This window comes from Bacteroides sp. L008 (assembly GCF_040812255.1).
GTDB classification, from domain to species: Bacteria; Bacteroidota; Bacteroidia; order Bacteroidales; family Bacteroidaceae; genus Bacteroides; species Bacteroides vicugnae.
On the sequence record NZ_JBFNXO010000003.1, the window covers coordinates 37,426 to 63,374 of the forward strand.

Genomic DNA, 25,949 nt, shown 5'->3' on the forward strand with positions numbered 1-25,949 from the left:
AATAGTAAATCGTCTAATAGTAAATTATTCTTATTCGCCAAAATCAAGCAACAACTGCCGCTCATCCACTTTCTTTTTCGGTTTCGGCAACAACAGACTGCGTACCCGTTGCGGAGAAAGTTCGTTCACCGTCTGCATCTGGAGAGGCAGTTCTTTGCAAGTGATGAAATATTGCGCTTTCTTCATTACTACTCCTATCTTCTTCAGTTCATAAAATCCCAGCCGCGAAAAACGACGGGAAGCAACAATTAGTTTCGCAGACTTCACCCCTACTCCCGGCACACGGAGCAACATTTCGTAGTCCGCCTTATTAATGTCGACAGGGAACTGTTCGGGATGGCGCAAAGCCCACGAGAGTTTCGGGTCTATCTCGAGATCGAGATCCGGATAGGAATCATCCACAATTTCATCTACCTTGAATTGATAAAAACGCAATAACCAGTCAGCCTGATAGAGCCGGTTTTCACGTACTAAAGGCGGCTGTTTCAATGCCGGAAGGCGCTTATCATACGTATTCACAGAGACGTAGCCCGAGTAATAGACACGTTTCATGGTAGGGCGCCCGTAAAGTGCCGACGAAAGAAAAAGAATATCTTTATCTGATTCGGAGGTAGCTCCCACAATCACTTGGGTACTTTGTCCTGCAGGTGCGAAACGGGGTGCGTGGCGAAACTTCTGCCGTTCTTCTTTGCTCTCCAACACGCCTTGTTGAATGTATTTCATCGGAGCAAATACGCTTTTGTGATCCTTCTCCGGCGCCAGAAGTTTCAGGTTTTCTTCTTTGGGAATTTCGACGTTGACACTAAGGCGATCGGCATACAACCCGGCTTCATTCACCAATTCGCGACTGGCTCCGGGAATACTCTTGAGATGGATATAACCGTTAAAACGGTACACTTGCCGCAAATCTTTGGCTACACGCACAAGTCTCTCCATGGTATAGTCCGGATTACGGACCACTCCGGAACTAAGAAACAACCCTTCGATATAATTACGACGGTAGAATTCCATCGTCAGCTCCACCAACTCCGAAACGGAAAAAGTAGCGCGGGGAAGATCGTTGCTACGGCGGTTGACGCAATAGGCACAATCGTAAATGCAATAATTGGTAAGCATGATTTTCAATAGCGAGATACACCGCCCGTCCTCGGCAAAACTATGGCATATCCCCCATCCTCCCACAGTGTTTCCCAGCGTTCCCGGCTTATTGGAACGCACCGTACCACTGGAAGAACAGGAAACATCGTATTTGGCAGATTCTGCAAGTATCTTCAGTTTAGCTAAGACGTTTTCGTTCATCATTCCCAATCTTGATTCTTTTCGCAAATATACGATTTAATTTGAGATAGATATTCAATATGAATCAATACTATATTAAAACCTTATCAGTCGTTTCTTCACGAGTCATGCAATGAATTGCTACATACAAAGATACCCCTTTCTACTTAAACAATTGTCACTATCTGTACTAAAACAATTAAAACTCATTCCACATTAAACCAAAAAGAGGGCATATCGCTTCACGATATGCCCTCTCTTTTTTCTGATATCTTAGTAGTCTTCTAACTATTATTTCTTAGAAGCTTCCAAAGATGCTTTACGGAATTCTTTCATTGCTTTTTCGATTTCCAAAGAAGCCTTACGAGCACGAGTTCCTGCTGCTTTGTTACCGTTTTCGATCTGTGCGTTAGCATCTTTTGAGAAGTCAGCATAAAGAGCTGCTACCTTTTCTACCAATTCTTTCATAATCCTTTTATTTTTTTCGTTAATAATGTGCCGCAAAAATACACTGTTTCCCGAAATAAAAGCATAAAATCAATATTTTTTTTGAAATAATCTTCGAAAAATATCTAAAAAAAGGACTTTTTATCAATTTTACCTACCTTTGTAGCCATGAAACCGCTTACTGATACCGATTATATACATGCACTGATTGCTGAAGGAGAGCACCAGCAACAGGATTTTAAATTCGAAATTTCCGACGCACGCAAAATTGCCAAAACACTTTCGGCTTTTGCCAACACGGACGGAGGACGATTACTTATTGGCGTTAAAGACAATGGTAAAATTGCAGGAGTACGCTCCGAAGAAGAAAAATATATGATTGAAGCCGCAGCACAACTTTATTGCGTGCCGGAAGTGGAATATTCTCTGCAAACATACATTGTGGAAGGACGGCAAGTGTTAGTGGCAACCATCGAAGAGACTCCACATAAACCGGTTTATGCCAAGGACGAAGCCGGAAAGCCCCTAGCCTATCTCCGCATCAAGGACGAAAATATTCTGGCAACTCCCATACATCTCCGCATATGGCAACAGAGCGATAGTCCCCGTGGAGAACTCATCCGCTACACCGAACGTGAACAGCTCCTGCTCGACCAACTGGAACACGGAACTTTACTCTCACTCAACCGTTACTGTCGCCAAACCGGACTTTCACGACGTGCCGCTGAACATCTGCTCGCCAAATTTGTTCGTTATGATATTGTGGAACCTGTATTCGAAAATCATAAATTCTACTTCCGAATAAAAGACGAATAACCACAAACAACCCCAATACTTAATACTTTATACTTAATACTTAACTATGACTTTTATCAACGAGATTAACGACATACTTTGGACGTATATTCTAATTATCATGTTATTAGGATGTGCAGTCTGGTTCAGCATACGGACACGTTTTGTGCAATTTCGTATGATCCGGGAAATGATCGTGCTGTTAAGCGAATCCGCCGGCAAAGGAAAACAGGGAGAGAAACATGTATCTTCTTTTCAGGCATTCGCTATTTCCATCGCCAGTCGCGTGGGTACGGGGAATCTTGCGGGAGTGGCTACTGCCATTGCCATCGGAGGTCCCGGAGCTATTTTCTGGATGTGGGTCATCGCACTGTTAGGGGCTTCGAGTGCTTTCATTGAGTCTACTTTGGGACAATTATACAAAATACGTGGAAAGGATTCATTCATTGGAGGACCTGCTTATTATATGAAAAAAGGGTTGAAACAACCGTGGATGGGAATGCTTTTTGCCGTATTAATAAGCATTACTTTCGGGTTTGCTTTCAATTCTGTACAGAGTAATACGATCTGTGCCGCCGCAGAGCATGCCTTTGGATTCAATCATATTATATTGGGAGGTGTGCTGACTTTGCTGACATTGCTTATCATCTTTGGAGGTATTCAACGCATTGCCCGCGTCAGTAGTATTATCGTGCCTGTTATGGCATTGGGATATGTAGGGCTGGCACTGGTTATTGTCGTACTCAATATCACTCATTTACCGGGTGTTATCGCACTGATTGTCAGCCATGCTTTCGGTTGGGAGCAGGCATTGGCAGGAGGAGTTGGTATGGCATTAATGCAAGGTATCAAGAGAGGACTTTTCAGTAATGAGGCCGGTATGGGTTCGGCTCCGAATGCGGCTGCTACGGCTCATGTCAGCCATCCCGTAAAACAAGGGTTGATACAGACTTTGGCGGTATTTACAGATACATTATTGATATGTACTTGTACGGCTTTTATCATCCTCTTTAGTGGTGCTCCTCTGGATGGTTCGGCTAATGGAGTGCAGCTGACTCAACAGGCGTTGACAAACGAAATCGGTTCTTCCGGCAGTATCTTCGTTGCCATTGCTCTTTTCTTTTTTGCTTTCAGCAGTATTCTGGGAAATTATTATTACGGTGAGGCTAATATCCGCTTTATCACTCACCGGAAGTGGGTACTTCATGGTTACAGGATATTGGTGGGTGGTATGGTGCTCTTCGGTTCACTTGCCACATTGGATATGGTATGGAGCCTGGCAGATGTCACGATGGCGTTAATGGCTATCTGCAATCTGATCGCTATCCTTTTCCTCGGAAAATATGCTATCCGTCTGTTAAATGATTACCGGGCGCAAAAGAAAGTTGGCATCCAAAGCCCTGTTTTTAAGAAAGAGACAATGCCGGACATCGAAAAGGACTTGGAATGTTGGTGAAAACCAACTGTTTTTGTACCTTTGCACGCAAATTGACAAATGGTAGTTATGTTATATACCTCCCACACGCTCAAATAGTAAATTGTAAATAATAAAATTGTAGAGATAACAATGGGCTTATTTGGTTTATTCAAGAAAAAATCCGATGAAACGAAAGTCGGCAATGTAGAAGATTTCATATCACTGACCCGGGTATATTTCCAGTCAGTTATCGCCACAAACCTCGGTATCACTAATATCCGCTTCTTGCCGGACGTAGCTAACTTCAAACGTTTGTTTAAAGTTCCTACTCAAAACGGTAAACTGGGATTGGCCGAAAAGTCTGCTGCACGCAAAATGCTGATGCAGGATTATGGGTTGAACGAGAACTTCTTTAAGGAAATCGACTCTTCCGTGAAACGGAACTGCCGCACTCAAAATGATATTCAATCTTATTTGTTCATGTATCAGGGATTTTCCAATGATCTGATGATGTTGATGGGAAATCTGATGCAGTGGAAGTTCCGTATGCCGTCGATCTTCAAGAAGGCTTTGTATGGTATGACACAGAAAACGGTACATGATGTTTGTACCAAGACCGTGTGGAAAGCTGATGATGTGCACAAAACAGCTGCGGCTGTCCGCCAATACAAAGAGCGTTTGGGATATTCGGAACAGTGGATGACGGATTATGTGTATAATATTGTTCTCCTTGCCAAGAAGGAACCAAAAAGGAAGAATGATGACACGGAAACGAAATAACAAGTCGCTTTAAATGTTAGAAAAGCGTAAAGATTAATAGGATAGAAAAAGCGGGGGTTTTATACCTCCGCTTTTTTTGTTATCTTTATGTACTTTTTTCTTTTGTCTTGATACAAAAGAAAAAGTACCAAAAAGAAAAAATCAAGGCCGCGCCTGCCCGGCTACTTGACGCCATGCAGACGAGGCCGAAGGGACCGTGCGGCGTGAATAATGTATGATAATAATTTTTAAATAGAGAGATTGCTTATGAAACAAAAGAAAATGCTTACACTTACTTTTTCACAGTTGAAACAAATCTATAATCAAGAAATTCCGGAGGTGGTGGAGATGGCTGATAAGAGCTCTTCTGTGGAAGAGTTCAAGGCTGGGATGCTGCGGTTTTTGGAAGTTTGCGGGATAGAAAATGAGGCTGCGGAGGAGGCGAGGGAGCAAATTCGACTCTTACTCCATTATGATGGGCAGAATGTCCATGAACTGTCTACAGGACAGGATATGCCAGTACAGACTATCAGGCTACTTTATGAGTTTCTGACGGGGACGTTGGAAAATATGGAGATGCCGACGGATTTGTTTATTGAAATTTTCCAGATGTTTAAACGGTTAAAGGGAGAGGTTGTGCCTTTGCCATCGCCGCAACGTATCAAAAGTCGGAATGACCGGTGGGAAACGGGATTGGATGAAGAGGTATGTGAGATGCGTGATGAGAATAAGGAAAGGATGTTGCACTTGCTGATTCAGAAGATTGAGAACAGGAAATCGAAGCCTTCGGTGCGTTTTCATTTTGAGGAGGGAATGAGTTATGAAGAAAAGTACAGGTTGGTAAGTGAATGGTGGAATGATTTCCGCTTTCATTTGACGATGGCTGTGAAAAGTCCGAGTGAGTTGAACCGGTTCTTGGGAAATTCACTTTCTTCAGAGACTATGTATTTGCTTTATCGTGCCCGGAAGAAAGGAATGCCGTTTTTTGCGACTCCTTATTATTTATCGTTACTTAATGTAACGGGATATGGGTATAATGACGAGGCTATCCGGAGTTATATTCTGTATTCTCCACGTTTGGTGGAGACGTATGGAAATATTCGTGCGTGGGAAAAGGAGGATATTGTAGAGGCCGGGAAGCCTAATGCTGCGGGATGGCTTTTGCCGGACGGACATAATATTCATCGTCGGTATCCGGAGGTAGCTATCCTCATTCCTGATACTATGGGACGGGCTTGCGGAGGACTTTGTGCTTCTTGTCAACGTATGTATGATTTCCAGAGCGAGCGGTTGAATTTCGAGTTTGAGTCTTTACGCCCGAAAGAGTCATGGGATCGTAAGTTGCGCCGGTTGATGACTTATTTTGAAGAGGATACGCAGTTGCGGGATATTCTGATTACAGGGGGCGATGCGCTGATGAGTCAGAATAAAACACTTCAGAACATTCTGGATGCGGTGTACCGGATGGCGGCACGCAAACAAAGGGCGAATCTTGAACGTAAGGATGGAGAGAAATATGCGGAATTGCAACGGGTACGGTTGGGATCACGCCTGTTGGCTTACTTGCCGATGCGTATCAATGACGGACTGATTGATATTCTGCGAGAATTCAAGGAGAAGGCATCGACCATCGGTGTGAAACAGTTTATTATTCAGACTCATTTCCAGACACCGCTGGAGGTTACTCCTGAAGCTAAAGAAGCGATTCGGAAGATTCTTTCTGCAGGATGGATTATTACAAACCAACTAGTATATACAGTAGCTGCTTCACGTCGAGGGCATACGACCCGGCTTCGCCAGGTGCTCAATTCATTGGGGGTGGTGTGTTATTACACTTTCTCGGTAAAGGGATTCAATGAGAATTATGCGGTATTTGCACCCAACAGTCGTTCGATGCAGGAACAACAGGAGGAAAAGATTTATGGCTGGATGACACAGGAACAGGAAGAGGAATTATATAAGATATTAGAAACGAAAGTCGGAGCGGAAAAGGAGCCCAAAGAAGATGTTGCCAAGCAATTAAGACGCTTCATGAGAAAACATCATTTGCCTTTCCTTGCTACAGATCGCAGTGTACTGAATTTACCGGCTATCGGTAAGAGCATGACTTTCCAGTTGGTGGGACTAACAGAAGAAGGAAAACGAATTCTACGCTTCGAACATGACGGCACTCGTCATCATAGCCCGATTATCGATCAGATGGGGCAGATTTATATCGTAGAGAATAAATCGCTAGCTGCTTACCTGCGCCAGTTAGCCAAGATGGGAGAAGATCCGGAAGACTATGCTTCTATCTGGAATTATACGAAAGGAGAAACCGAACCTCGTTTCAGCCTTTACGAGTATCCTGATTTCCCCTTCCGTACAACAGATAAAATGAGTAATTTAAGTATTAAGGAATAAGAAATAAGTATTAAGTATTAATCGACAAATATCAAGCGTAAACCAGCTGCTTCGGTGGTAATACTTAATACCTAATACTTAATACTTATTTTTCATTCTTTTACCCGTATTACTATATTTGCAATAATTGCAGTTAAGCCTCCGGTGGTGATTCCTGAAGAGAAGATACTTCGAATTGCTTCCGGAGTTTGTTGTAATACATCCGGCATTAATTCTACACCCAAGCCTAAAGAAAGGCTGACTGCTAATACTAAAGTCTCTTTACGTCCTATTTCTTGTGAGGAGACAATACGGATTCCTGCAGCGGCTACTGTGCCGAACATCAATAAAGTGGCACCGCCTAATACAGGATCGGGCATTAAAGAAAATACGGCACCGACAATGGGGAATAAACCTAAAAGAACGAGCATTGCTGCAATATAATAGCCGACATAGCGGCTGGCTACTCCGGTCAGTTGAATAATACCGTTGTTTTGTGCAAAGATGGAGTTTGGAAAAGAGTTGAATACACCGGCGAGAAAGGAGTTGAATCCATCCGCCATTACTCCACCGGAAACTCGTTTCAAATAGGAATCTCCTTCAATGGGAAGTCCGGAAATCATAGAGTTGGCAGTTACATCACCTGTTGCTTCGATGGCTGTGATTAGATAAACCAAGCCAATGGCTATGAAAGAAGATACATTGAAATCAACACCGTATTTGAAAGGTTGGGGAATATTAAAGCTCATCAGCATTTCCATATTTAACGAACTCATATCCACTTTTCCTAAGACAAATGCCAAGGCATAACCAAGACAAAGTCCGAGCACAATGGAACTCATACGCAGGTATTTATTCCGGCAACGGTTAAAAAACAAGACGCTAAGCAGCACCAGTGCTGCAATGGACAGATTTTCCCAAGTAGCAAATGTACCGTTATCCATAGCCGCATATCCGCCTCCGCAAGATACAATACCGACCTTTATCAGGCTTAATCCGATCAATAGTACAACAATACCGGATACCAACGGAGTAATGATATTGCGCAGATACTTGAATGTGCGGCTGACAATCATCTCGATAGGTGCGGCAGCCATACAGGAACCGAATATCAAGGGCAAACCACCCACCAATCCGGTGGCGATGATAGGGCCGATAAAAGAAAAACTGGTTCCCTGAATGCAGAGTAACTTTGCTCCTATCGCACCCAAACGACGGCATTGTATGAAAGTAGATACTCCCGAAGCAAAAAGAGACATGGAAACCAGAAAGCTTGTCTTTTCCACATCCAGTTTCAGGGCACTCGCGATGATTAGCGGGGGTGTAATAATTGCTACGAAAATAGCCAGGAGATGTTGTAAAGCCGCAAACAAGGCGTCTTTAAAAGGGGGACGGTCTTCTACGCCGTAGATTAAATCAGTTTTCATTTAACAGGTGTTCTATATATTTTTAACTTCCGCAGAGGGATAGACAGAGATTCTTCCGGAATTTAGGTTTTCTTAGTTCAGTGTCCATTTGAGGGCGAGTGTCGGGATAACATAAAAGCCATCACGACCGCCAAAGTTATTACTCAATTCGACTTCGGAGCCAACACTAAGATTGAAATTTTTATTTACTCCTTTGATTTTGTTCAGGTTCACCCAGAATTGTGGTTCGGAGAGGAAGATAGTCTTTCCGTAGTTGGTTTCTTCACGCCACCAGTCGGCAAAGCCGGAGAAAGTGAGCAGATTGCGGCAGAAATTTACGTACCACGTACCTGTCAGCTGGAAGTTGTTGGGTGATTGGTGTTTCTGAATATACTTATACATAGCAGTCAGCGTGAAGCCTTTGGAAAAGGAAGCATTATTAAAAGTGTAGGTAGCTCCTGCCAGATAAGCATTTTTATAAGACATGCCTTTCGATAATCCACCGTTATATTCAAGATGTGCAGAAAAAGGACCTTTCCAGAATTTCAGTTCACGCGCTATTTCCCAATAAGCGGAAGCGACACCTTCGGAAGTGTAATCCATATCGACAAAGAAATAAGTGCTTCCCCAAGTATCAGGCTGAAACTTCTCCACTGTGGAGGTGAGCAGCGGGCGACCTTGCAAATCTTTATCGTACAAAGAACGTCCGAAATCATAATGTAGCTGAATGTTTTGCGCCTGCAATCCCGGTACGGCAGAGAGCAACATACAGAGGAAAAGAGCAGAGATAATTTGTTTCATAAGTAAATGTGTTTAAATGAAGATGCAAAAATAGTTAAAGCTACACATATAAACACATTACTTCTGTCTTTTTTTATTCCAGGTTATTATTTCCCGTATCCCACCAGAGTCTTGTACCTCCATGGTCATCTCCGCCTAAAGCCTCGACAAGAGCAGAATATTGCTCCGAGTCTTCTGTCTGCAATGTACCTGGGAAATTAAGACGGCGCACCATGATCTCCGTGTCGATGCATCCGCTCCTACTATGATTGAATCGAACGGGAAATAAACGGGGATATCCCGTCCGTCTTTGTTCGGTCCAGGCTTCGCAACCTTCCGGGAACATGGCAATCCATTTCTGCGTGATAATCTTCTCCAGTTTGGTCTCCTTATCATCCTGCGGATTCCATTTGGGAGTGACTTTACAACGGGCCTCTATATTATTTTCTTCATCATAAGTGTCTATAAAGTCGGAAGCTGTCAGCTCACTTTTCAGGTAATCCTCCACCCCATAAATTCCCCATTGATGAAAAGAGGTAGTTACACCGTTCCGGTAACAAGCTTCTTCATCTTCATCCGTCCATCCGCGCAAAGCAGCTTCGGCACGCAGAAACCAGACTTCCGAAGCAGTCATCAGAGGTGTATCGGTATCCTGCTTGACAAACAGCTTTGACAATCCCGAATAATGACTATGAGCAAAGCAGGTTCCCTGGCGAATTCCACGATACTGTCCTTTAAGGGCCTCATCCGTACAGGGTTCAAAATAAATTTCCAAACGGGGATCGTTATATCCGGTCAAAATTGATTCCATGTTAGCACTCATGTAAGTTTCATTCCAGACACGGTTAAGTTCTCCCAATGGATTGGTATACCCGGATTTGGTAGAAACAAACACTCCTCCTGTTTCCGCTTCAAAGAAGCCGTAACCGTTTTCCTTTATTTTCTGTATTTCAGAACGCGCCTTATCAGGAGCAACAGAAGCAAGGCGCATTGCCAGACGCAAACGCAGGGAATTGGCAAACTTTACCCAGGAAGGATATTTCCCGTCCAACAAAATATCAAAACGTGCAAATCCATTGGATTCCGGTTTCTCATCTATATAGTTGGTGAGAGCAACTACAGCAGAATCGAGTTCATTGAAAAACTCATAATAGACATCCTCTTGTTTATCCGGACGGTAATGTTTTTCGGCATTAGCAAAATTCTTATAAATGATAGGACCATAATAATCCGTCACACGGTGCATCGCTTCCACCTTTAATATTTTCGTTATCCCGAACAGAGCAGGATGTGTATTCCGGGTAGCATTCTCCGACTGATATATCTGTGGGAAAATATAAGAATACATGTGTGTCCACATGGCGCTATTCCAGCCATCCTGCATATTATAATCGGAGTTATGCGAGCCCCCGTTCAGCGGTTTGCCGTCATGCATATACCCACTGAACATATCCGCGTTCAGATTCTGTATCAGCTGGAAAGGCCAGTTCTTTCCTTTTCCGTAATCGTAATTAAAATAAATACCTTGCTGAATAATTCCCAAACGGATTCCATAGCCATTGTCATCAATAATCAAGTCATCATCCGTGATACCGGACAAATCGGTATTGTAATCACGGAAGTTACCGGTACAAGCTACGGAAAACAGCAATAACCCCAACAAATATAGATATACAGATTTTCTCTTCATTTCTCTCTCTTACCTTTAAAATTCACATTTCAGAGTAAAGCCCAGACTACGGGTCGTAGGCATTCCGAACACTTCAATTCCTTGATTATCATTTCCGGTAGAAAGTACCAGATCCGGATCAAAAGGAGCTTTCTTATACAAGAAACATAGATTGCGGGCTACAAACGAAAGCTGAACATCTTTCAGCACCTTCGTTTTCTGTATCCACTTCTTGGAGAAATTATAGCTCAAAGATACTTCACGCAACCGCAAGTTGGTAGCATCATACATATAATACTCCGTCACCCCGGCACGCCCGCCTACTATTTTATAGAATCCTTTCACATCGTCTATACGCTGACCGTCGAGCATTACATATCCCCTGTCACGCGCATCAGCCGTTATTTCAGATACTCCATAAAGATCCATTTCCGCCTGCGTCTGCGAAAGGACTTTGCCTCCATAACGCCAATCAAGCAGAAAATAAAGGGTGAAGCCTTTGTAAGAGAACGTATGATCCCATCCCATCATAAAGACAGGGTTGGCATTTCCCACTTTCACCGTATTCCCATCGCCCTCCACTAATGGAAGTCCTTTATTATCACCCTCTGTTTCGTAGACAATATTGCCTGCATCATCACGCACAAAGGCCTTACCATAAATATCACCGATAGAACCGCCTTTAATAAGTTTCATAGCATAACTGGAAGAAAAGCTCGTAGGTCCGTAGACTAATTCTTTCAGCTCATCGTGCAATTTCACTATCTTATTCTTGTTGGTAGAGAAGTTTACGGAAGTTTTCCAAGTAAAACTAGGAGTTAATATGGGAGTCCCATTCAACGTCACTTCCCATCCCCGATTCTGAATATTTCCTGCATTTACATATCGATAAGCATACTTATCCCCTGCAAGTGCAGACAGTTTGAAAAACTGATTGTAAGTATTGGTACGATAATAAGTCAGATTAATACCCAAACGGTGTTGGAAGAATCTCCATTCTGTTCCAAATTCCATTGCATGAGTCATTTCCGGCTCCATTTCCTTGAAAGGTGCGGCATCATTCGCCTGTATCTCGCCACCGGCATTAATCTGCGAAGAGGGATTAGTGATATGCGGAGGAATATCATTTCCGACTTTACTGTAAGCGCCACGCAATTTAGCGAAAGAAACCCATTCGGGTAACTTCACCCATTTATCAAGTAGTATGGAGAGCCCTACAGAAGGATAAGCGAATCCGGTTTTTTCATGGCTGGTATAAGACAAGGTTGACGCCCAGTCATTACGGGCCGTCAAATCAAGGAACAATTTCTCCTTATAACCGATCTGTGCCGTACCGAATATAGATTGCAACTGACGATGCTCATCTATTTTCTGGTCAATACTGGCAGAACTGTTCATAACGATATTGGCAATATTAAACACATTAGCAAATTTCAAAGAAGCATTCTTCGAATCATAACGGGTAGAATTTCTGATTCGGTCATTTATACTACCACCAATCGCCGCATCCAGTGTAAAATCCCCCCAGATTTTCTTCACCATCGCCATGACATCACCATACATCTGCGTTTCCTGATAATCCATCTCAACATATCGTCCGTTCGCTCCACACAGAGCGGTGGCGGTAGACGCATAGAATTTTTGGCGTAACTTGTCCGCCCAGTAATCCATGTTGCCACGGGCTTGAATCGTCAGCCATTCATTAACTTTAAAGTTTGCTGAAAGAGAAAGGATAACGCGCGTACGTGTTTCTTTACTTTGTATACGGTTCGTTATCCAGTATGGATTCTGTTCGAAGTCTTCGGTAAACGTATGCCAATTCTGCACACCCAGTTTCCGTTCTTCGTCATAGGTTTCAAAATGATCTTTATAATAAGACAGATCCTCCCCACGAGGGAAACGATAAAGCCCTACCAATGGATTCATATAGAAACCTCCCGATACCGGCTTATTCTCGACGGTCTGTTTCATGACATTTACACTACCATCCAGTTTCAGACGTTTGTCGAACATGGTAGCCGTCTCACGCAAGTTTATATTATGCTTTTTCAGTTTATTCTTGTCGATAATCCCCTTTCCGGTAGTATTGGCATAGGAGAAATAAGTTTGCAGGTTTTCATTTCCATAACTGATAGATACGGAAGTCATCGAAGTCAATCCGGTACGGAAAAAGTCATTCAGATTATCATAAGCCATCAGATTCTCTTTCTCGCCCCAACTGTCTACCACATCACTGACACCATAACGATTCTGCATTTTAGGCATACTGAATGCTTTCTCGAAAGTGAGTCCCGTAGAAAAATTAATATTCCTTTGTCCGACAGAGTTTCCTTTTTTAGTCGTAATAAGAATCACTCCGTTAGCAGCCATGCTACCATATAAAGCCGCAGCAGGAGCACCTTTCAGAATACTGATGCTTTCCACATCTTCCGGATTCAGGTTAGAGATTCCGTCTCCCCCATCACGATTTCCTGCATTAGCCGTCCCCCCAATAGCCGAATAAGCCTGTTCGGAAGAGGTGTTCGACATCGGTACTCCATCTATTACATAAAGCGGTTGATTATCACCGGATACCGAACGGATTCCCCGGAGACTGACTTTTGCGGAACCACCCATACCGGAAGAATTCTTATTGATTTGTACACCGGCAGCTTTTCCCGCTAAGGCAGTAATCATATTTATTTCTTTCACCCGATTCAGTTCCTCTCCCTTGATTTTCTGCACAGAATAAGCTAATGAAGCTTCATCCTTTTCAAGTCCCAAGGCCGTTACAATGACATGATCAAGCATCACCGCATCTTCCTGAAGACGTATTTCAAGCACATTCCGACCTGTCACATTGACATCTACAGTCTTGTAACCCACAAAAGAAACCTGTAAGACAGCACTATCCGGCACAGATAAAAAGAACTTTCCATCAATATCGGTCACAGTACCATTGGTTCCCCCCCTTTCGCGTATTGTAGCACCGATCAGTGGTTCACCATAGATATCAATTACACGCCCTCTCACGGTATTATGATCAGAAGGAACTTCTATCGTCCCTCTTAACGCTTGTTGCTCCGAAGCATAACAATTTCCTCCCGCCAGGAAAAATAGGCCTATTAAGAAGCAACTCACAAAAACTTCTTTTTTCAATGATATAATAAAATATTGTTTGTTCATCACGCCGCAAAAATAACTAATTATTTTAAATCTAGCATTTTTTCTCATTGATTTTGAGGGAAATAAACATTATCACTATTTTTGTACGAAATTAAAATGAAAGGAATTATGGAAATCGAAACACATCCGCTAGAACCGTTTCTCCCAGCGAAATCAAAACTTCTGATGCTAGGAAGTTTTCCGCCACAGAAAAAACGTTGGTCTATGGAGTTTTACTACCCGAACCTAAACAACGACATGTGGCGTATATATGGGATTTTATTCTTTAATGATAAGAATCACTTTCTAAATTCGACACTAAAATCGTTCTGTCGCGAGCAAATCATAGACTTTTTGAACGAAAAGGGGATTGCCCTATTTGATACCGCTTCATCCATTCGCCGGTTGCAGGATAATGCATCGGACAAGTTTCTTGAAGTAGTGGAAGCTACCGATGTTGCAGCATTACTGCGGCAACTTCCCGAATGCAAAGCAATCGTCACCACAGGCCAAAAAGCAACGGACACTCTTCGACAGCAATTCGACATAGAAGAGCCCAAAGTAGGTGATTACTCCGAATTTGTTTTCGAAGGACGTGCCATGCGGCTTTTCCGGATGCCCTCATCATCAAGGGCGTATCCATTAGCATTGGACAAGAAAGCGGCCGCTTACCGGATTATGTTTCAGGATTTACAGATATTGAAGTGAAGTTCAAGTATTAAGTATAAAATATCAAATATTAAATTATAAATGAATATGGCAACATTATTTTTGCAGTACCCGGCATGCAGCACATGCCAAAAAGCCAAGAAATGGTTAACAGAAAATAACATTGAGTTTACCAACCGCTTAATCGTAGAAGAAAATCCTACGGTGGAAGAATTAAAGGCATGGATTCCGCGCAGCGGTCTGCCGGTGAAGAAATTCTTCAACACGAGCGGATTAGTATATAAAGAGCTGAAACTAAGCGAGAAGTTACCTACAATGAGTGAGGAAGAACAGATAGCACTATTGGCAACTAACGGTAAATTGGTGAAACGCCCATTGGTAGTGACAGACAGCTTCGTTCTGGTCGGTTTTAAGCCCGATGAGTGGGAAAAATTAAAATAATTCAAAACTTATTTACCCGAATGTTTGGAGATTCAGAAGTTTCTACTACCTTTGCAGCCGCAAACACGGGAGTAGCTCAGTTGGTAGAGCACCGGTCTCCAAAACCGGGTGTCGGGAGTTCGAGCCTCTCCTCCCGTGCAGAGTTAAATAGCTGTAAACGATAAGTTTACGGCTATTTTTCGTTTCAGGTCGGACGAAATTCGGACGAAAGAAATGATAGTGACGCCATCCGACAAAGATAGTGACGGTATACAACAGCGATAGCGTCACTATCCCGAACATATACCGTCACTATCATTTTCTACGATTATCCATCTGGAATTCTACGTTCATTCATATCTGCGAATCTTACGCATAGTCACATAGCGTACACTCACAATGACTCCTACACGATTTCCTAGTTCTTATTCGTTCTTTCCAATCCCTTGGCAGCCTCAACCAGACGAATGAATTCTCTTCTATATCCTTTATCATCATTATTCAGTCCCTGTTTGGCCAGATTAATCACTTTATCGTAACTGGCATTTCCTTTGAAATCAGAGTCCCGAAGCAGCTGTCCGAACATAGCCACTGCAGAAGCAAAGCGGAAATCGGAAGAAACATTATTATCTTTATTATCAACGAAAGAAAGTTCCATTTTCTTGCTGACATCTTTATCCGGAGCTTTATAACGCAGTTTCACAGTCAGGAGATCATTAGAGCCTGTCGGTTTCACTGCCACTTTCTCTTTCTTCTGATATTTCAGATCGTCTATTTTACCCACATATTCATTCTTTGCACCGGTAGGAATCACTTCGTAAAAAGCAGTTACCGTATGTCCCGCACCCATATCTCCGGCATCTTTAGCATCATTATTAAAGTCTTCGTCTTTCAACAGACGGCTTTCGTAACCAATCAAACGATACGCCTGCACTTGGGAAGGATTAAATTCCACTTGCAGTTTGACGTCTTTCGCCACCGTATGCAATGTAGCACCGAATTCGCCTACTAAAACACGGTTGGCTTCCTGCAAGTTATCTATATAAGCATGATTACCGTTTCCCTTTTCTGCCAACACCTGAATCTTCTTATCTTTATAATTACCCATACCATAACCTAATACGGTAAGGAACACTCCACTCTTACATTCTTTTTCAATCAATTGTTCCAATCCTTCGGCGGAAGAAACACCCACATTAAAATCACCGTCGGAGCAAAGTATGATACGATTGTTGCCATTAGAGATAAAATTCTTCTTGGCTATTTTATACGCCAACAGGATACCCGCACCACCTGCCGTAGAACCACCTGCCGTCAATTCATCTATCGCTTCACGAATCTTCTGTTTGTCACTACCCGGAGTGGCCTCCAGTTTCACACCGGCACTGCCTGCATAAGTCACGATAGCTACTTTATCTTTATCCCGTAAGTTGTTTACCAACAATTTGAGAGATGATTTCACCAAATCCAACCGGTTGGCTCCCCACATAGAGCCGGAGACGTCAATCAGAAACACCAGGTTAGATGCAGGCAAATTATCCGTCGGAATTTCTCTAGCTTTCAAGCCGATACGCACAAGACGGTGATCCGCATTCCAGGGACATGCTCCGGCTTCCATCGTGATTTTCACAGGATCACTTCCTGTCGGTCTCGGATAATCATAGGAAAAGTAGTTCACTAATTCTTCTGTACGGATAGCATCTACAGGAGGCAATTCCCCTTTATTGATAAAACGACGCATATTACTATAAGAAGCAGCATCTACATCAATAGAGAAAGTAGAAAGCGGAGCATCCGACACACTCTTAAATCCATTCTCCTGAATCTGCCCGTATTCTTCCGCATTTACAGCATCATACATGATTCCCGGTGTCGGACATACCGCCATATAAGCAGCAGACACCGATTTAGTAGCCTTTAGCTCATGCCCGTATCCTACCACTACACATTCTTCCAATACCACATCATCAGCTTTCATCTTCACATCCAGCGTAGCCGATTTCACCACCCTTCTCTCTTGCTTATACCCGATATACTGAAACAACAACGTCTCCCCCTTCTTGGCCTGAATTGTGTACTGGCCCTTCATATTCGTTATTGCCCCCTTCGAAGTACCCTTGATCTGTACCGAACAACCTACAAGCGGATTTCCATCCTTTGCATCCGTCACCGTACCCGACACAGTAATAACTTGCGCATTCATCCTACCTAAAGAAATAACCGCCATTAGCAGTACGAGCATCATCGCTCTGAATTGATTTGTTTTCATAACTTCTTATTTTAAAATGTTACTATTAGTTCGCTTTTATTATAGAGATGCACATTTCACACAGATTCCATAAAGGCATCAAACTTTTTTTTTATTTTTAGTCTTACAGTTGTTATTTTTAGTCTCAATCCCTATCTTTGGCAATCAATAGATGTTGTTTTTCAAAAGAAAAATATTAAAACTATCGGACGAGGAATTACTAATACATTATACGAAGTCCGGCGATACGGAATATTTCGGCGAATTATATAACCGATATATCCCGTTACTATACGGACTTTGCCTGAAATATCTGCATGATGAAGACCGGGCACAGGAGGCGGTCATGCAGTTGTTTGAAGATTTATTGCCTAAACTGGGAAATTATGAGATAAAAGTGTTCAAGCCATGGCTCTACCGGGTGGCAAAGAATCATTGCCTGCAACTTTTACGAAAGGAAAATAAAGAAATTACGTTAGATTATACCGTTAATGTTATGGAATCCGACGAATTTCTGCATCTATTAAGTGAGGAGGAAAGTTCAGAGGAACAACTAAAGGCATTACATCACTGTCTCGAAAAGTTGCCCGAAGAACAACGGACCAGCATTACGCGTTTCTTTTTAGAGGAAATGTCGTATGCCGACATTGTGGAACAGACCGGATTTACTCTGAACAATGTGAAAAGCTATATCCAAAACGGAAAGCGAAACTTGAAAATTTGTATTAAGAAACAAGCCCTATGAAACTATTGGACTACATACGAGGACTCCGCAAAGGAAAAGAGGCACACCGGCTGGAAAAAGAGTCGATGCAGGACCCTTTCCTGGCTGATGCTATGGATGGATACAACCAGGTGGAGGGAAATCACGAACAACGGATCGAGAAACTGCGGATGCAGGTTTCTGCTCATTCGGCAAAGAAAAAGAACACTTATGCTATCACCTGGAGCATCGCTGCATGTCTGGTTATCGGATTCGGTATCAGCAGTTATTTCCTGTTCCTGAAAAAGAGCATGACAGATGAAGTGTTTATCGCTGAAGAGTCTGTTCCTGCAAAGTTGCCTGAAGCTGCAATACCGGCAACTCCTACAAATCCGGCGACTCCGGCAGCTCCTGTAACCCCGCGAAAGGAAATCGCGCTGGCTGCCACAAAGGTCAAAACGGATTCTACCCCTATTTCCGGAATTGCTGTGAAACAAGCGGACAAGAAAGAGATGAGTGCATCCGCAGTAATAGAACCGATGATGGAGGAAGCCTTGGAGCAGACTGCTGAATTGCAAGAGGTAGCAGCAACAATGGATACTTCCGAGTCCGCTTCCGACAAGAAAATGAGAATGGCTAAAGTGGTGACTATTCCCAACAGTAACATTATTCAGGGAAAAGTGACCAATGAAAAAGGAGAACCGATCATCGGGGCCAGTGTGGCATATAAAGGGACAAATATCGGAACCATTACGAATATGAACGGAGAGTTTTCGCTGGTTAAAAAGGAAGGTAAAAAACAGTTGACAGCGCAGTTCATCGGATATGATCCGGTAGAAATTCCGGTAGATACCAGCCAGACAATGCTCATTGCCATGAACGAAAACAAACAAACGCTTAACGAAGTGGTGGTAGTGGGATACGGAACAAATAAAAATAAGAAGTCGACAACTGTCGTGACGGCTAAGGAGCAGGCAGACAAAGATATTACTCCGCAACCCGTGATTGGTAAACGCAAATATCAGAAGTACCTGAAGGAGAATCTGGTTCGTCCGACGGATGAAAAATGCGCACAAGTGAAAGGGAAAGTGGTATTAACTTTCCTAGTTAACAAGGAAGGGCGTCCCTTCTACATCAAAGTAAAAGAGAGCCTCTGCGAATCTTCCGACAAGGAAGCCATCCGCCTGATTCAGGAAGGTCCGGACTGGATTTATGGCAATAAATCAGTGGAAATAACCGTCAAATTCGAATAGGACAAAAATTTGTGAATGTAAAAGATTAAATCAATTCATAACTGGCCATCTGTATCGGCATATCCAGATTGTGAAGTACTTTCTCCAACAGAATACCCTCCCGATTGTCATATTCATACCCGAAAGTGGCACGGATTCCTTGCAGGATAAATTGAGTGGCACGGTCTAATGCCATCGGCAAGCTGTCTCCCTGCATCAAAGAGCCGGTTATGACACTTGTAAAAGTATCTCCCGTACCGGGATAATGTGCAGGCAGATAAGGACAGGTCACTTTCCAGTAGCGGTTTCCCTGACGGTTATAAGCGTAGACAGACGTTTTATGGGGTTCATCATGCACGGGGACACTGGTTATGATAACCACTTGCGGACCTTTATCAGACAAAAGGCGAAGATATTCTTTCAGCTCTTCATCCGTGTTGTCTGCTTTATAGGGTTCATCCAATAAATAAAATAATTCCGTCAGATTGGGAGTAATCACATCTGCTTTGGTTATCAGGTGGCGCATTTCTTTCACCATCTTCCTATCAAAGTTAGTGTACAGCCGGCCGTTATCTCCCAACACCGGATCGGCAACTATCAGGCTATCCGGCTGGCGAAAGTCCTTGATAAAATCAGAAACAATCTGAATCTGTTTCGGAGAGCCCAGATATCCGGTGTAGATAGCATCAAACTTCACCTCCAGTTTCTTCCACTGGGCAATAATCTTCGGCATTTCGTCCGTCAGGTCGAGGAAGGAGAAACCGGGATATTGCGTATGGTTGGATAATACAGCCGTAGGAAGCGGACAAACCTGAAAGCCCATGGATGAAAGAATAGGAATAACGACAGTGAGAGACACGCGTCCCATTCCCGAAAGGTCATGAACGGCGGCTATTTTCTTTACTTTATTGGCATACATATCATTTAAATTTAAACATTTGACTACTCTTCTATGAACGGACCGGAACAGAGGCTCTATTTACAATAAACAGAAGTTCTGTTTATACCGAACAGAGGCTCTACTTCCTACCAATAGAGCCTCTGTTTTAAAACACTAGATTAATATCACTAATACGTCCCGTGCCCCATGTGCTCCCATCACCAATGCCTGCTCAATGTCGGCAGTCTTTGAAGGACCGGAGATGAATGTTCCGAATTGATATTCCTGTCCATCCAGTTCGCGGTAGGCATCATACATGGTATCCACTATTTTATTCCGGTCGAGCAGGATAACCAGCTTCTCCGAGATAAAATAAATAGCTTTATATTTCACCGTCTGCGGTATCCAAATAGCTCCGTTCTCGGCAACTCCTATTTCTCCTTTCACTACGGCTACATCGGTGCCATCCAACTCTTTCGGATCATCCAGATTGTCAGGATTGAATGTCGCGCAGGAAATATCCGGTAAGACGGAAGCAATGCGCATAGCATCCGGATAAGTCCGACGTATGACCGCATTCACATCTTCTCCTTCGCCCAATACCACTGCTGTGCCACCCACCGCACGACTGATTGCACAAAATTGTTCTATCTTATCAGGATACGACAATCGTTTCATATCCGCAATATCCGGTTTATCATAACGAGTTTGCGTATTCTTGCGAATACTGGCTAATATCTCTTCTCTGCTGCTCATTTGGATTCCTCCTTTCCCTGTACTTTGTTTTTCTTCCACATTTCATTGAACGACTCTTTGGCAAATTCCGGCAGTTCACGCCCTTTTCCCCAATCGTCGAGATCGTTGTATTTCATAAAACGGGGCAGACCGTTTACTACCGGAGCCGCCCACAAAGCAGCATTGAACAATGCCGGACGTTCCATCAGGAACTTCATGCCGCCGGACATGATCTTCTTTCCTGTATTGGCTTTTCCCAGTCCGTCCAAATCCTGACGCCACTTGTAAATCTGTTCGGCCAAATCAACTTTCACCGGACAAACATCAGAGCAGGACATACACAGGGAGCAGGCAGAAAGATTATCATAATATTTCTCCGGATCGTGAGCCATGCCCAGATTGATACCGATAGGTCCGGGAATGAAATAGGTATAAGAGTATCCCCCACTCCGGCGATATACCGGGCAGGTATTCATACACGCACCACAACGGATGCAATTCAGTGTCTTGATATGATCGGGCTTGGAAAGCAATGTACTTCGGCCGTTATCTACAATGATGATATGATATTCACCGCCTTCGCGGGGACGGCGGTAATGGGAAGTGTAGGTGGTCACCGGTTGTCCGGTAGCCGAACGGGCAAGCAATCGAGTGAATACGCCCAGTGCATCCAAATCCGGAACAATCTTTTCCATACCGAAAGCGGCGATGTTCAATTTCGGATAGGAAGTACCCATATCAGCGTTTCCCTCATTCGTGCAGACTACGATGTCACCGGTTGAAGCTACGGCAAAGTTGGCCCCTGTCATAGCGGCTTCGGCATTCAGGAAGAGAGGTCGCAGGTTCTTACGTGCCGCATGAGTCAGGTAGGTAGGGTCGAAGTTTCCTTCCTCGGTTCCCATCTCCTTTTCGAAAAGTTCGCCTACCTGTTCCCGTTTGATGTGGATGGCAGGCAGTACGATGTGACTCGGTTCGAGATGCATCAGTTGCAGGATGCGTTCGCCCAAATCGGACTCTACGACATCAATGCCCCGCTCCATCAGGAAAGGATTCAGTCCGCACTCTTCGGCAAGCATGGATTTACTCTTGATGAAATGATGCACATTATGTTCATTCAATATCTCATAGACAATGGCGCAGTATTCATCGGCATCTTTTGCCCAATGCACAATGGCACCGTTGGCGGTAGCGTTCTTCTCGAACTCCAGCAGAAGTTCTTCGAGGTGGCTGTTGGAATATAGTTTCAGTTCGCAAGCCTTGTTGCGCAACTCTTCCCATTCGGGAACTTCCTTGCTCATCTTATCCCTTTTGGCACGGACCATCCAAAGGGTCTCATTATGCCATGCTGCCATCTTGCTGTCCTGCAAGAACTTCTCGGCAGCCTTTGAATGTTTTGTACTCATGATTGCGACGCTAGAATTTCTACAATATGGATAATCTGAATAGGCAGATGCTCCCGTTTGATAACACCTTGCATGTGCATCAGGCAGGAACTGTCCGCTCCGACAATATATTCGGCTCCGGTGGCCATGTGGTCTTTCACCTTATCACGCCCCATGCAGACGGAGACTGCCTGCTCTTCCACGGCAAACATTCCGCCAAAGCCGCAACACTCGTCAATATGGCTGGGTTCGAAAACTTCGATTCCTTCAACCAGATCGAGCAAATCACGCAATTTATTGTAATAAGGAATATTCAGTTCGGAGGGAGCCGAAATTAACAATTCACGCACCCCATGACAACTATTGTGAATACTAACCTTATGGGGAAAGCGTGCAGGAATCTTGGAAGGCTTCAGTACATCATGAATAAAATCACAAATGTCATAAATCTTTCCCGCGCTCTGACAAGCGTGTCCTTCTTTCTCTAAGATGCCCGGATGATTCTCTTTCACAAAGGCCACACAACTGGCGGAAGGACCGACTATGTAATCATACTTCCGGAACAAATCGTCAAAACGGAGTGCCAATTTCATCGATTCGTCTTCAAAACCGGCATTTGCCATCGGTTGTCCGCAACAGGTCTGATCCAACGGATAATCGACGTCTACTCCCAAACTTTTCAATAACTTATACGATGCCACTCCCACATTGGGATAAATAGCATTGATATAACAAGGAATAAACAAACCTACTTTCATAACTATATTATGTAATAATTTAAGCTTCCTCCGTATCACCCGTTTATTTTGTTCAACGGATGTCGATTAATTTGTGTGTTTGCAGGCTGAGTCTCCATTTGGGATGTCGCATTACACAGTCCACTGTCAAAGCAGTGTTATTACAAGAACAAGGCTGGAGGAAAAAATGTTCGGCAGGAAGTAGTTCAAAAATACTTATATCTTGTCCTTCATAGACAACTTTCACTTCGTCCATCCGGTCGATTGCCAGTTTTGCCCCTTGTTTGGGTGAGCAGGTCACCCAGTCGATAGATGCCGGTAAGGGGTGTGTACCGTTGGTTTCGATGGTCACATATTTACCGGCCTGATGCAAAAGGTCGATCAATTGGTCGTCTATCCATAAGGAAGGTTCGCCACCTGTGAGGACAACGGTAACGGCTGGATATTTTTTCACTTCGGTGATAATTTCTTCATCGGTCATCATGGTCCCTTCTTCGTGTTGTGTGTCGCAAAAGTCACATTTCAGGTTGCAGCCGGAGAAACGCACGAAGATGGCCGGAGTTCCGGTGTGGTAACCTTCGCCCTGCAAACTGTAAAAGATTTCATTAATCTTTCTCATCGTCATACTTGTTTAATTTGCTACTCTTGTCCTTCTGCGCTGGCGGAATCTTTCTCATAGATGACTATGTTTCCTTCCGATTCCTGCACCTCTACCTTATAGCATTGGGGAATCTGTTTGCACACCCACCGGGCGATATTCTCTGCTGTGGGATTGAACGGAAGTACTTCATTCAGATTTTGATGGTCGAGTTTTTCCATGACCACTTCTTTGATACGAGTGAAATCTACCACCATTCCTTCGGAGTTGAGCCGCATAGAACGGCAATAGACGGTAATAATCCAGTTGTGACCGTGTAAACTGGCGCATTTACTGCGATACGGGAGTACCAGCTTATGAGAAGCCGAGATCTCCATGCGTTTGATTACTGTAAACATGGGTGTATGTATTTTAATAGTTACACGCATCTAATGTCACCTCGATGCAACGACAAAGGTAATATAAAATAGAGTTTTCATTCAGCAAAGAGTGTTATTTTTTCCCTTTTTTTGCACTATCTTTGCCGCATGAAAACTCTGTATATTGTTTTAGGTAGTATCTCCCTTGCACTCGGCATTCTCGGCATCTTTCTGCCGTTACTGCCTACTACCCCTTTTCTGTTACTCACCGCTGCCCTTTATTTCAAAGGGTCTCCCCGACTATATAACTGGCTGCTCAATCATCGGCACTTCGGTCCTTATATCCGCAATTACCGCGAAAACAAGGCGATCCCTCTTCGAGCCAAAGTAATCTCGCTCGTGCTGATGTGGGGAACTATGCTTTATTGCATTTTCTTCCTGATTCCTCTGATATGGGTAAAGATTCTCCTGGGACTGATTGCCGCAGGAGTCACTTATCATATTCTTTCTTTCAAGACATTGAAGTAATGTGATAGTCCCTGTCGGGCATCGGCAAGTTTATCTTCCCAATGTTTCACGGAGTTCTGACCAATAATGTCAGTCACATATTTCACGGAAATAAACGGAATTTCTTTCGAACGGCAAACGAATGCCTGTGCATAGGCTTCCATGTCTACGACATCTCCGCTAACATGGGTCAACTCGGTGAGGAAGCCATCTCCCGTATTACAGATTCCTTCTTCCGTCCAGTGCTTGCAATAACCTTTTTCTTCGAGCAAGGCCGATGAATCAATCTCACACTCCAATCCGAACTCTTTCATTTTCTGCATATCACGGTCTACGAACTTACGGCAGACAAAGATATCTCCTACCTGATGGTTGACTGTTCCGGCACTTCCGATATTGAGTACTAAGTCTGGTTGTACCTGGCGGATTGCTTCTGCCAGATGAAAAGCTGATTTTACTTTTCCAATACCTGTACGAATGTAATAAGGTTCTACATCCGGCCATTTAATCTCTACAAATTCGCCTTGGACGGCGTAGGTTACTAATATTTTCAACATGGGTTTCTTTATATCATAAAATAATTATTCAATGAGATATGCAAAATACTTATATACAATATCTTCAATCGACATTTCATTTTGTTCAAAACGTATTTTGTCCAATGAAGATATTCTTTCTTCTATTGTCTTTTGTCCTCTATATATAGTGGAAATCCGTCAATACAATGTGTCGGTTCTTTTGTATCAGGTACAGCTACACCTAATTTCCGTGCGACGGAAGAACGTACTTCCGCAGTATTTAATATGATTCCCTCTATTTCTGAAGATGACACAGAAAGATATCCGATAGCTTTGTTTGTCCGAGCTATCGGCTCCGACAAACAAGCAGCATTCCATCTGAACGACGTCCAATTTTCTATTTCATGAATAAACAGATCATTGGTTCTTTCCACAAAAATAGCTATTTAATTGGAGTTATAGACAAAGTTGCGGTTAAAATTGGAAAATAAGCCGCAGATTTTGCGGCTTATTTTCCAATTTTATGTTATGTTTTGAAGAATCTAATATCAGGTAATCCGAATACAATATGGATTAACTGATGACCTCATTTATATATTCCTCTGGAGCATTTATCTCAATATAATGTTCCGGCAACTCTAATAATGGCTCTGCAAGCCTTTCTCCATCAAGATAATAAGTGTACCCTAAATATATTTCAGGGCCAAAAATATTGCCATCAGATACTCGCTGCAGGACTTTTCCTTCCGAAGCGATCAAGTGAAAACTAGGAATATTGTCTCCTATGAAAATTCTTCTTTGTTCCATTTTATTTTAATTTACATTTTATTACCAAGTCCAAAGGGAACTCGGTTATTACGTCCTTTGATGAACTTAAATACTTT

General features: G+C 43.2%; 25 protein-coding genes and 1 tRNA gene. 10 read left to right on the forward strand and 16 right to left on the reverse strand.

The window, feature by feature from the left end; genetic code table 11:
* Positions 1-30 precede the first annotated feature (30 nt).
* On the reverse strand, positions 31-1,299 hold the full coding sequence (locus AB3G73_RS24015) for a putative DNA modification/repair radical SAM protein (RefSeq protein WP_004304808.1): 1,269 nt from the start codon (positions 1,297-1,299) through the stop codon (positions 31-33).
* A gap of 270 nt (positions 1,300-1,569) precedes the next feature.
* Positions 1,570-1,746 carry a histone H1 gene (locus AB3G73_RS24020; protein ID WP_004301965.1) on the reverse strand — a complete coding sequence of 59 codons (177 nt, stop codon included), beginning with the start codon at positions 1,744-1,746 and terminating at the stop codon, positions 1,570-1,572.
* 147 nt (positions 1,747-1,893) lie between these two features.
* Between AB3G73_RS24020 and AB3G73_RS24025 the strand changes: the two genes are divergently transcribed.
* The 4 genes from AB3G73_RS24025 (at position 1,894) to AB3G73_RS24040 (ending at position 7,099) form a co-directional block, all read left to right on the forward strand.
* Positions 1,894-2,541: a helix-turn-helix domain-containing protein gene (locus tag AB3G73_RS24025; RefSeq protein WP_195649198.1), complete on the forward strand. Its 648-nt coding sequence runs from the start codon at positions 1,894-1,896 to the stop codon at positions 2,539-2,541.
* A 46-nt stretch (positions 2,542-2,587) separates the two neighbouring features.
* On the forward strand, positions 2,588-3,976 hold the full coding sequence (locus AB3G73_RS24030) for a sodium:alanine symporter family protein (protein WP_259022498.1): 1,389 nt from the start codon (positions 2,588-2,590) through the stop codon (positions 3,974-3,976).
* A 111-nt stretch (positions 3,977-4,087) separates the two neighbouring features.
* Positions 4,088-4,717 carry a hypothetical protein gene (locus tag AB3G73_RS24035; protein ID WP_148364470.1) on the forward strand — a complete coding sequence of 210 codons (630 nt, stop codon included), beginning with the start codon at positions 4,088-4,090 and terminating at the stop codon, positions 4,715-4,717.
* A gap of 246 nt (positions 4,718-4,963) precedes the next feature.
* The gene (locus tag AB3G73_RS24040; protein WP_367745741.1) at positions 4,964-7,099 is read left to right on the forward strand and encodes a KamA family radical SAM protein; all 2,136 of its coding nucleotides are present in this window, start codon (positions 4,964-4,966) and stop codon (positions 7,097-7,099) included.
* Positions 7,100-7,191: 92 nt separating this feature from the next.
* On the opposite strand, the gene AB3G73_RS24045 is transcribed toward AB3G73_RS24040, so the two are convergent.
* From AB3G73_RS24045 to AB3G73_RS24060, 4 genes are all read right to left on the reverse strand, one after another.
* Entirely contained in the window at positions 7,192-8,505 is a 1,314-nt protein-coding gene (locus AB3G73_RS24045) for a nucleobase:cation symporter-2 family protein (protein ID WP_298043887.1), read from the reverse strand.
* Positions 8,506-8,577: 72 nt separating this feature from the next.
* Positions 8,578-9,285 carry a DUF5020 family protein gene (locus AB3G73_RS24050; RefSeq protein WP_217723152.1) on the reverse strand — a complete coding sequence of 236 codons (708 nt, stop codon included), beginning with the start codon at positions 9,283-9,285 and terminating at the stop codon, positions 8,578-8,580.
* A 73-nt stretch (positions 9,286-9,358) separates the two neighbouring features.
* On the reverse strand, positions 9,359-10,954 hold the full coding sequence (locus AB3G73_RS24055) for a SusD/RagB family nutrient-binding outer membrane lipoprotein (RefSeq protein WP_195649195.1): 1,596 nt from the start codon (positions 10,952-10,954) through the stop codon (positions 9,359-9,361).
* A gap of 15 nt (positions 10,955-10,969) precedes the next feature.
* Positions 10,970-14,098, reverse strand: coding sequence for a SusC/RagA family TonB-linked outer membrane protein (locus AB3G73_RS24060; protein WP_367745742.1), 3,129 nt, complete (start codon positions 14,096-14,098; stop codon positions 10,970-10,972).
* Positions 14,099-14,206: 108 nt separating this feature from the next.
* Between AB3G73_RS24060 and AB3G73_RS24065 the strand changes: the two genes are divergently transcribed.
* The 3 genes from AB3G73_RS24065 to AB3G73_RS24075 all read left to right on the forward strand — a co-directional run bounded on the left by AB3G73_RS24065 (position 14,207) and on the right by AB3G73_RS24075 (position 15,325).
* Positions 14,207-14,785 (forward strand): uracil-DNA glycosylase family protein, encoded by a 579-nt coding sequence (locus tag AB3G73_RS24065; RefSeq protein ID WP_367745743.1) that lies wholly within the window; start codon positions 14,207-14,209, stop codon positions 14,783-14,785.
* A gap of 48 nt (positions 14,786-14,833) precedes the next feature.
* Entirely contained in the window at positions 14,834-15,187 is a 354-nt protein-coding gene (locus AB3G73_RS24070; protein WP_148364464.1) for an arsenate reductase family protein, read from the forward strand.
* 65 nt (positions 15,188-15,252) lie between these two features.
* Positions 15,253-15,325 (forward strand) — tRNA-Trp (locus tag AB3G73_RS24075).
* 259 nt (positions 15,326-15,584) lie between these two features.
* On the opposite strand, the gene AB3G73_RS24080 is transcribed toward AB3G73_RS24075, so the two are convergent.
* Complete coding sequence (locus AB3G73_RS24080) at positions 15,585-17,435, reverse strand: von Willebrand factor type A domain-containing protein (protein ID WP_367745745.1); 1,851 nt, start codon at positions 17,433-17,435, stop codon at positions 15,585-15,587.
* 151 nt (positions 17,436-17,586) lie between these two features.
* On the opposite strand from AB3G73_RS24080, the gene AB3G73_RS24085 reads away from it, so the two are divergent.
* Positions 17,587-18,159: an RNA polymerase sigma factor gene (locus tag AB3G73_RS24085; protein WP_217723159.1), complete on the forward strand. Its 573-nt coding sequence runs from the start codon at positions 17,587-17,589 to the stop codon at positions 18,157-18,159.
* Positions 18,156-19,370: a carboxypeptidase-like regulatory domain-containing protein gene (locus AB3G73_RS24090; protein WP_367745746.1), complete on the forward strand. Its 1,215-nt coding sequence runs from the start codon at positions 18,156-18,158 to the stop codon at positions 19,368-19,370. Before AB3G73_RS24085 ends, AB3G73_RS24090 begins: the two co-directional genes overlap by 4 nt.
* 25 nt (positions 19,371-19,395) lie before the next feature.
* Here the strand turns inward: AB3G73_RS24090 and AB3G73_RS24095 are convergent, their stop codons facing one another.
* From AB3G73_RS24095 to AB3G73_RS24120, 6 genes are all read right to left on the reverse strand, one after another.
* Positions 19,396-20,268, reverse strand: a complete 873-nt coding sequence (locus AB3G73_RS24095) for a pyridoxamine kinase (RefSeq protein ID WP_148364460.1) — start codon at positions 20,266-20,268, stop codon at positions 19,396-19,398.
* 135 nt (positions 20,269-20,403) lie between these two features.
* Positions 20,404-20,985, reverse strand: coding sequence for an LUD domain-containing protein (locus AB3G73_RS24100; RefSeq protein ID WP_195650569.1), 582 nt, complete (start codon positions 20,983-20,985; stop codon positions 20,404-20,406).
* On the reverse strand, positions 20,982-22,367 hold the full coding sequence (locus tag AB3G73_RS24105; RefSeq protein WP_195650570.1) for a lactate utilization protein B: 1,386 nt from the start codon (positions 22,365-22,367) through the stop codon (positions 20,982-20,984). The genes AB3G73_RS24100 and AB3G73_RS24105 overlap by 4 nt, the downstream gene beginning before the upstream one ends.
* A complete protein-coding gene (locus AB3G73_RS24110) occupies positions 22,364-23,104 on the reverse strand; it encodes a (Fe-S)-binding protein (RefSeq protein ID WP_148364457.1) in 741 nt (246 codons plus the stop codon). The genes AB3G73_RS24105 and AB3G73_RS24110 overlap by 4 nt, the downstream gene beginning before the upstream one ends.
* A gap of 52 nt (positions 23,105-23,156) precedes the next feature.
* Entirely contained in the window at positions 23,157-23,702 is a 546-nt protein-coding gene (locus tag AB3G73_RS24115; protein WP_117936630.1) for a radical SAM protein, read from the reverse strand.
* A gap of 20 nt (positions 23,703-23,722) precedes the next feature.
* Positions 23,723-24,079, reverse strand: coding sequence for a 6-carboxytetrahydropterin synthase (locus AB3G73_RS24120; RefSeq protein ID WP_117936628.1), 357 nt, complete (start codon positions 24,077-24,079; stop codon positions 23,723-23,725).
* A gap of 129 nt (positions 24,080-24,208) precedes the next feature.
* Between AB3G73_RS24120 and AB3G73_RS24125 the strand changes: the two genes are divergently transcribed.
* Complete coding sequence (locus AB3G73_RS24125; RefSeq protein WP_004301938.1) at positions 24,209-24,568, forward strand: YbaN family protein; 360 nt, start codon at positions 24,209-24,211, stop codon at positions 24,566-24,568.
* Here the strand turns inward: AB3G73_RS24125 and AB3G73_RS24130 are convergent.
* The 3 genes from AB3G73_RS24130 to AB3G73_RS24140 all read right to left on the reverse strand — a co-directional run bounded on the left by AB3G73_RS24130 (position 24,538) and on the right by AB3G73_RS24140 (position 25,872).
* The gene (locus tag AB3G73_RS24130; protein ID WP_217723164.1) at positions 24,538-25,104 is read right to left on the reverse strand and encodes a nucleosidase; all 567 of its coding nucleotides are present in this window, start codon (positions 25,102-25,104) and stop codon (positions 24,538-24,540) included. The two genes, AB3G73_RS24125 and AB3G73_RS24130, sit on opposite strands and share 31 nt — an antisense overlap.
* Positions 25,105-25,226: 122 nt before the next feature.
* Complete coding sequence (locus tag AB3G73_RS24135; RefSeq protein ID WP_259022490.1) at positions 25,227-25,499, reverse strand: DUF4172 domain-containing protein; 273 nt, start codon at positions 25,497-25,499, stop codon at positions 25,227-25,229.
* 139 nt (positions 25,500-25,638) lie between these two features.
* Positions 25,639-25,872: a hypothetical protein gene (locus tag AB3G73_RS24140; protein ID WP_259022489.1), complete on the reverse strand. Its 234-nt coding sequence runs from the start codon at positions 25,870-25,872 to the stop codon at positions 25,639-25,641.
* Between the last annotated feature and the right edge of the window lie 77 nt (positions 25,873-25,949).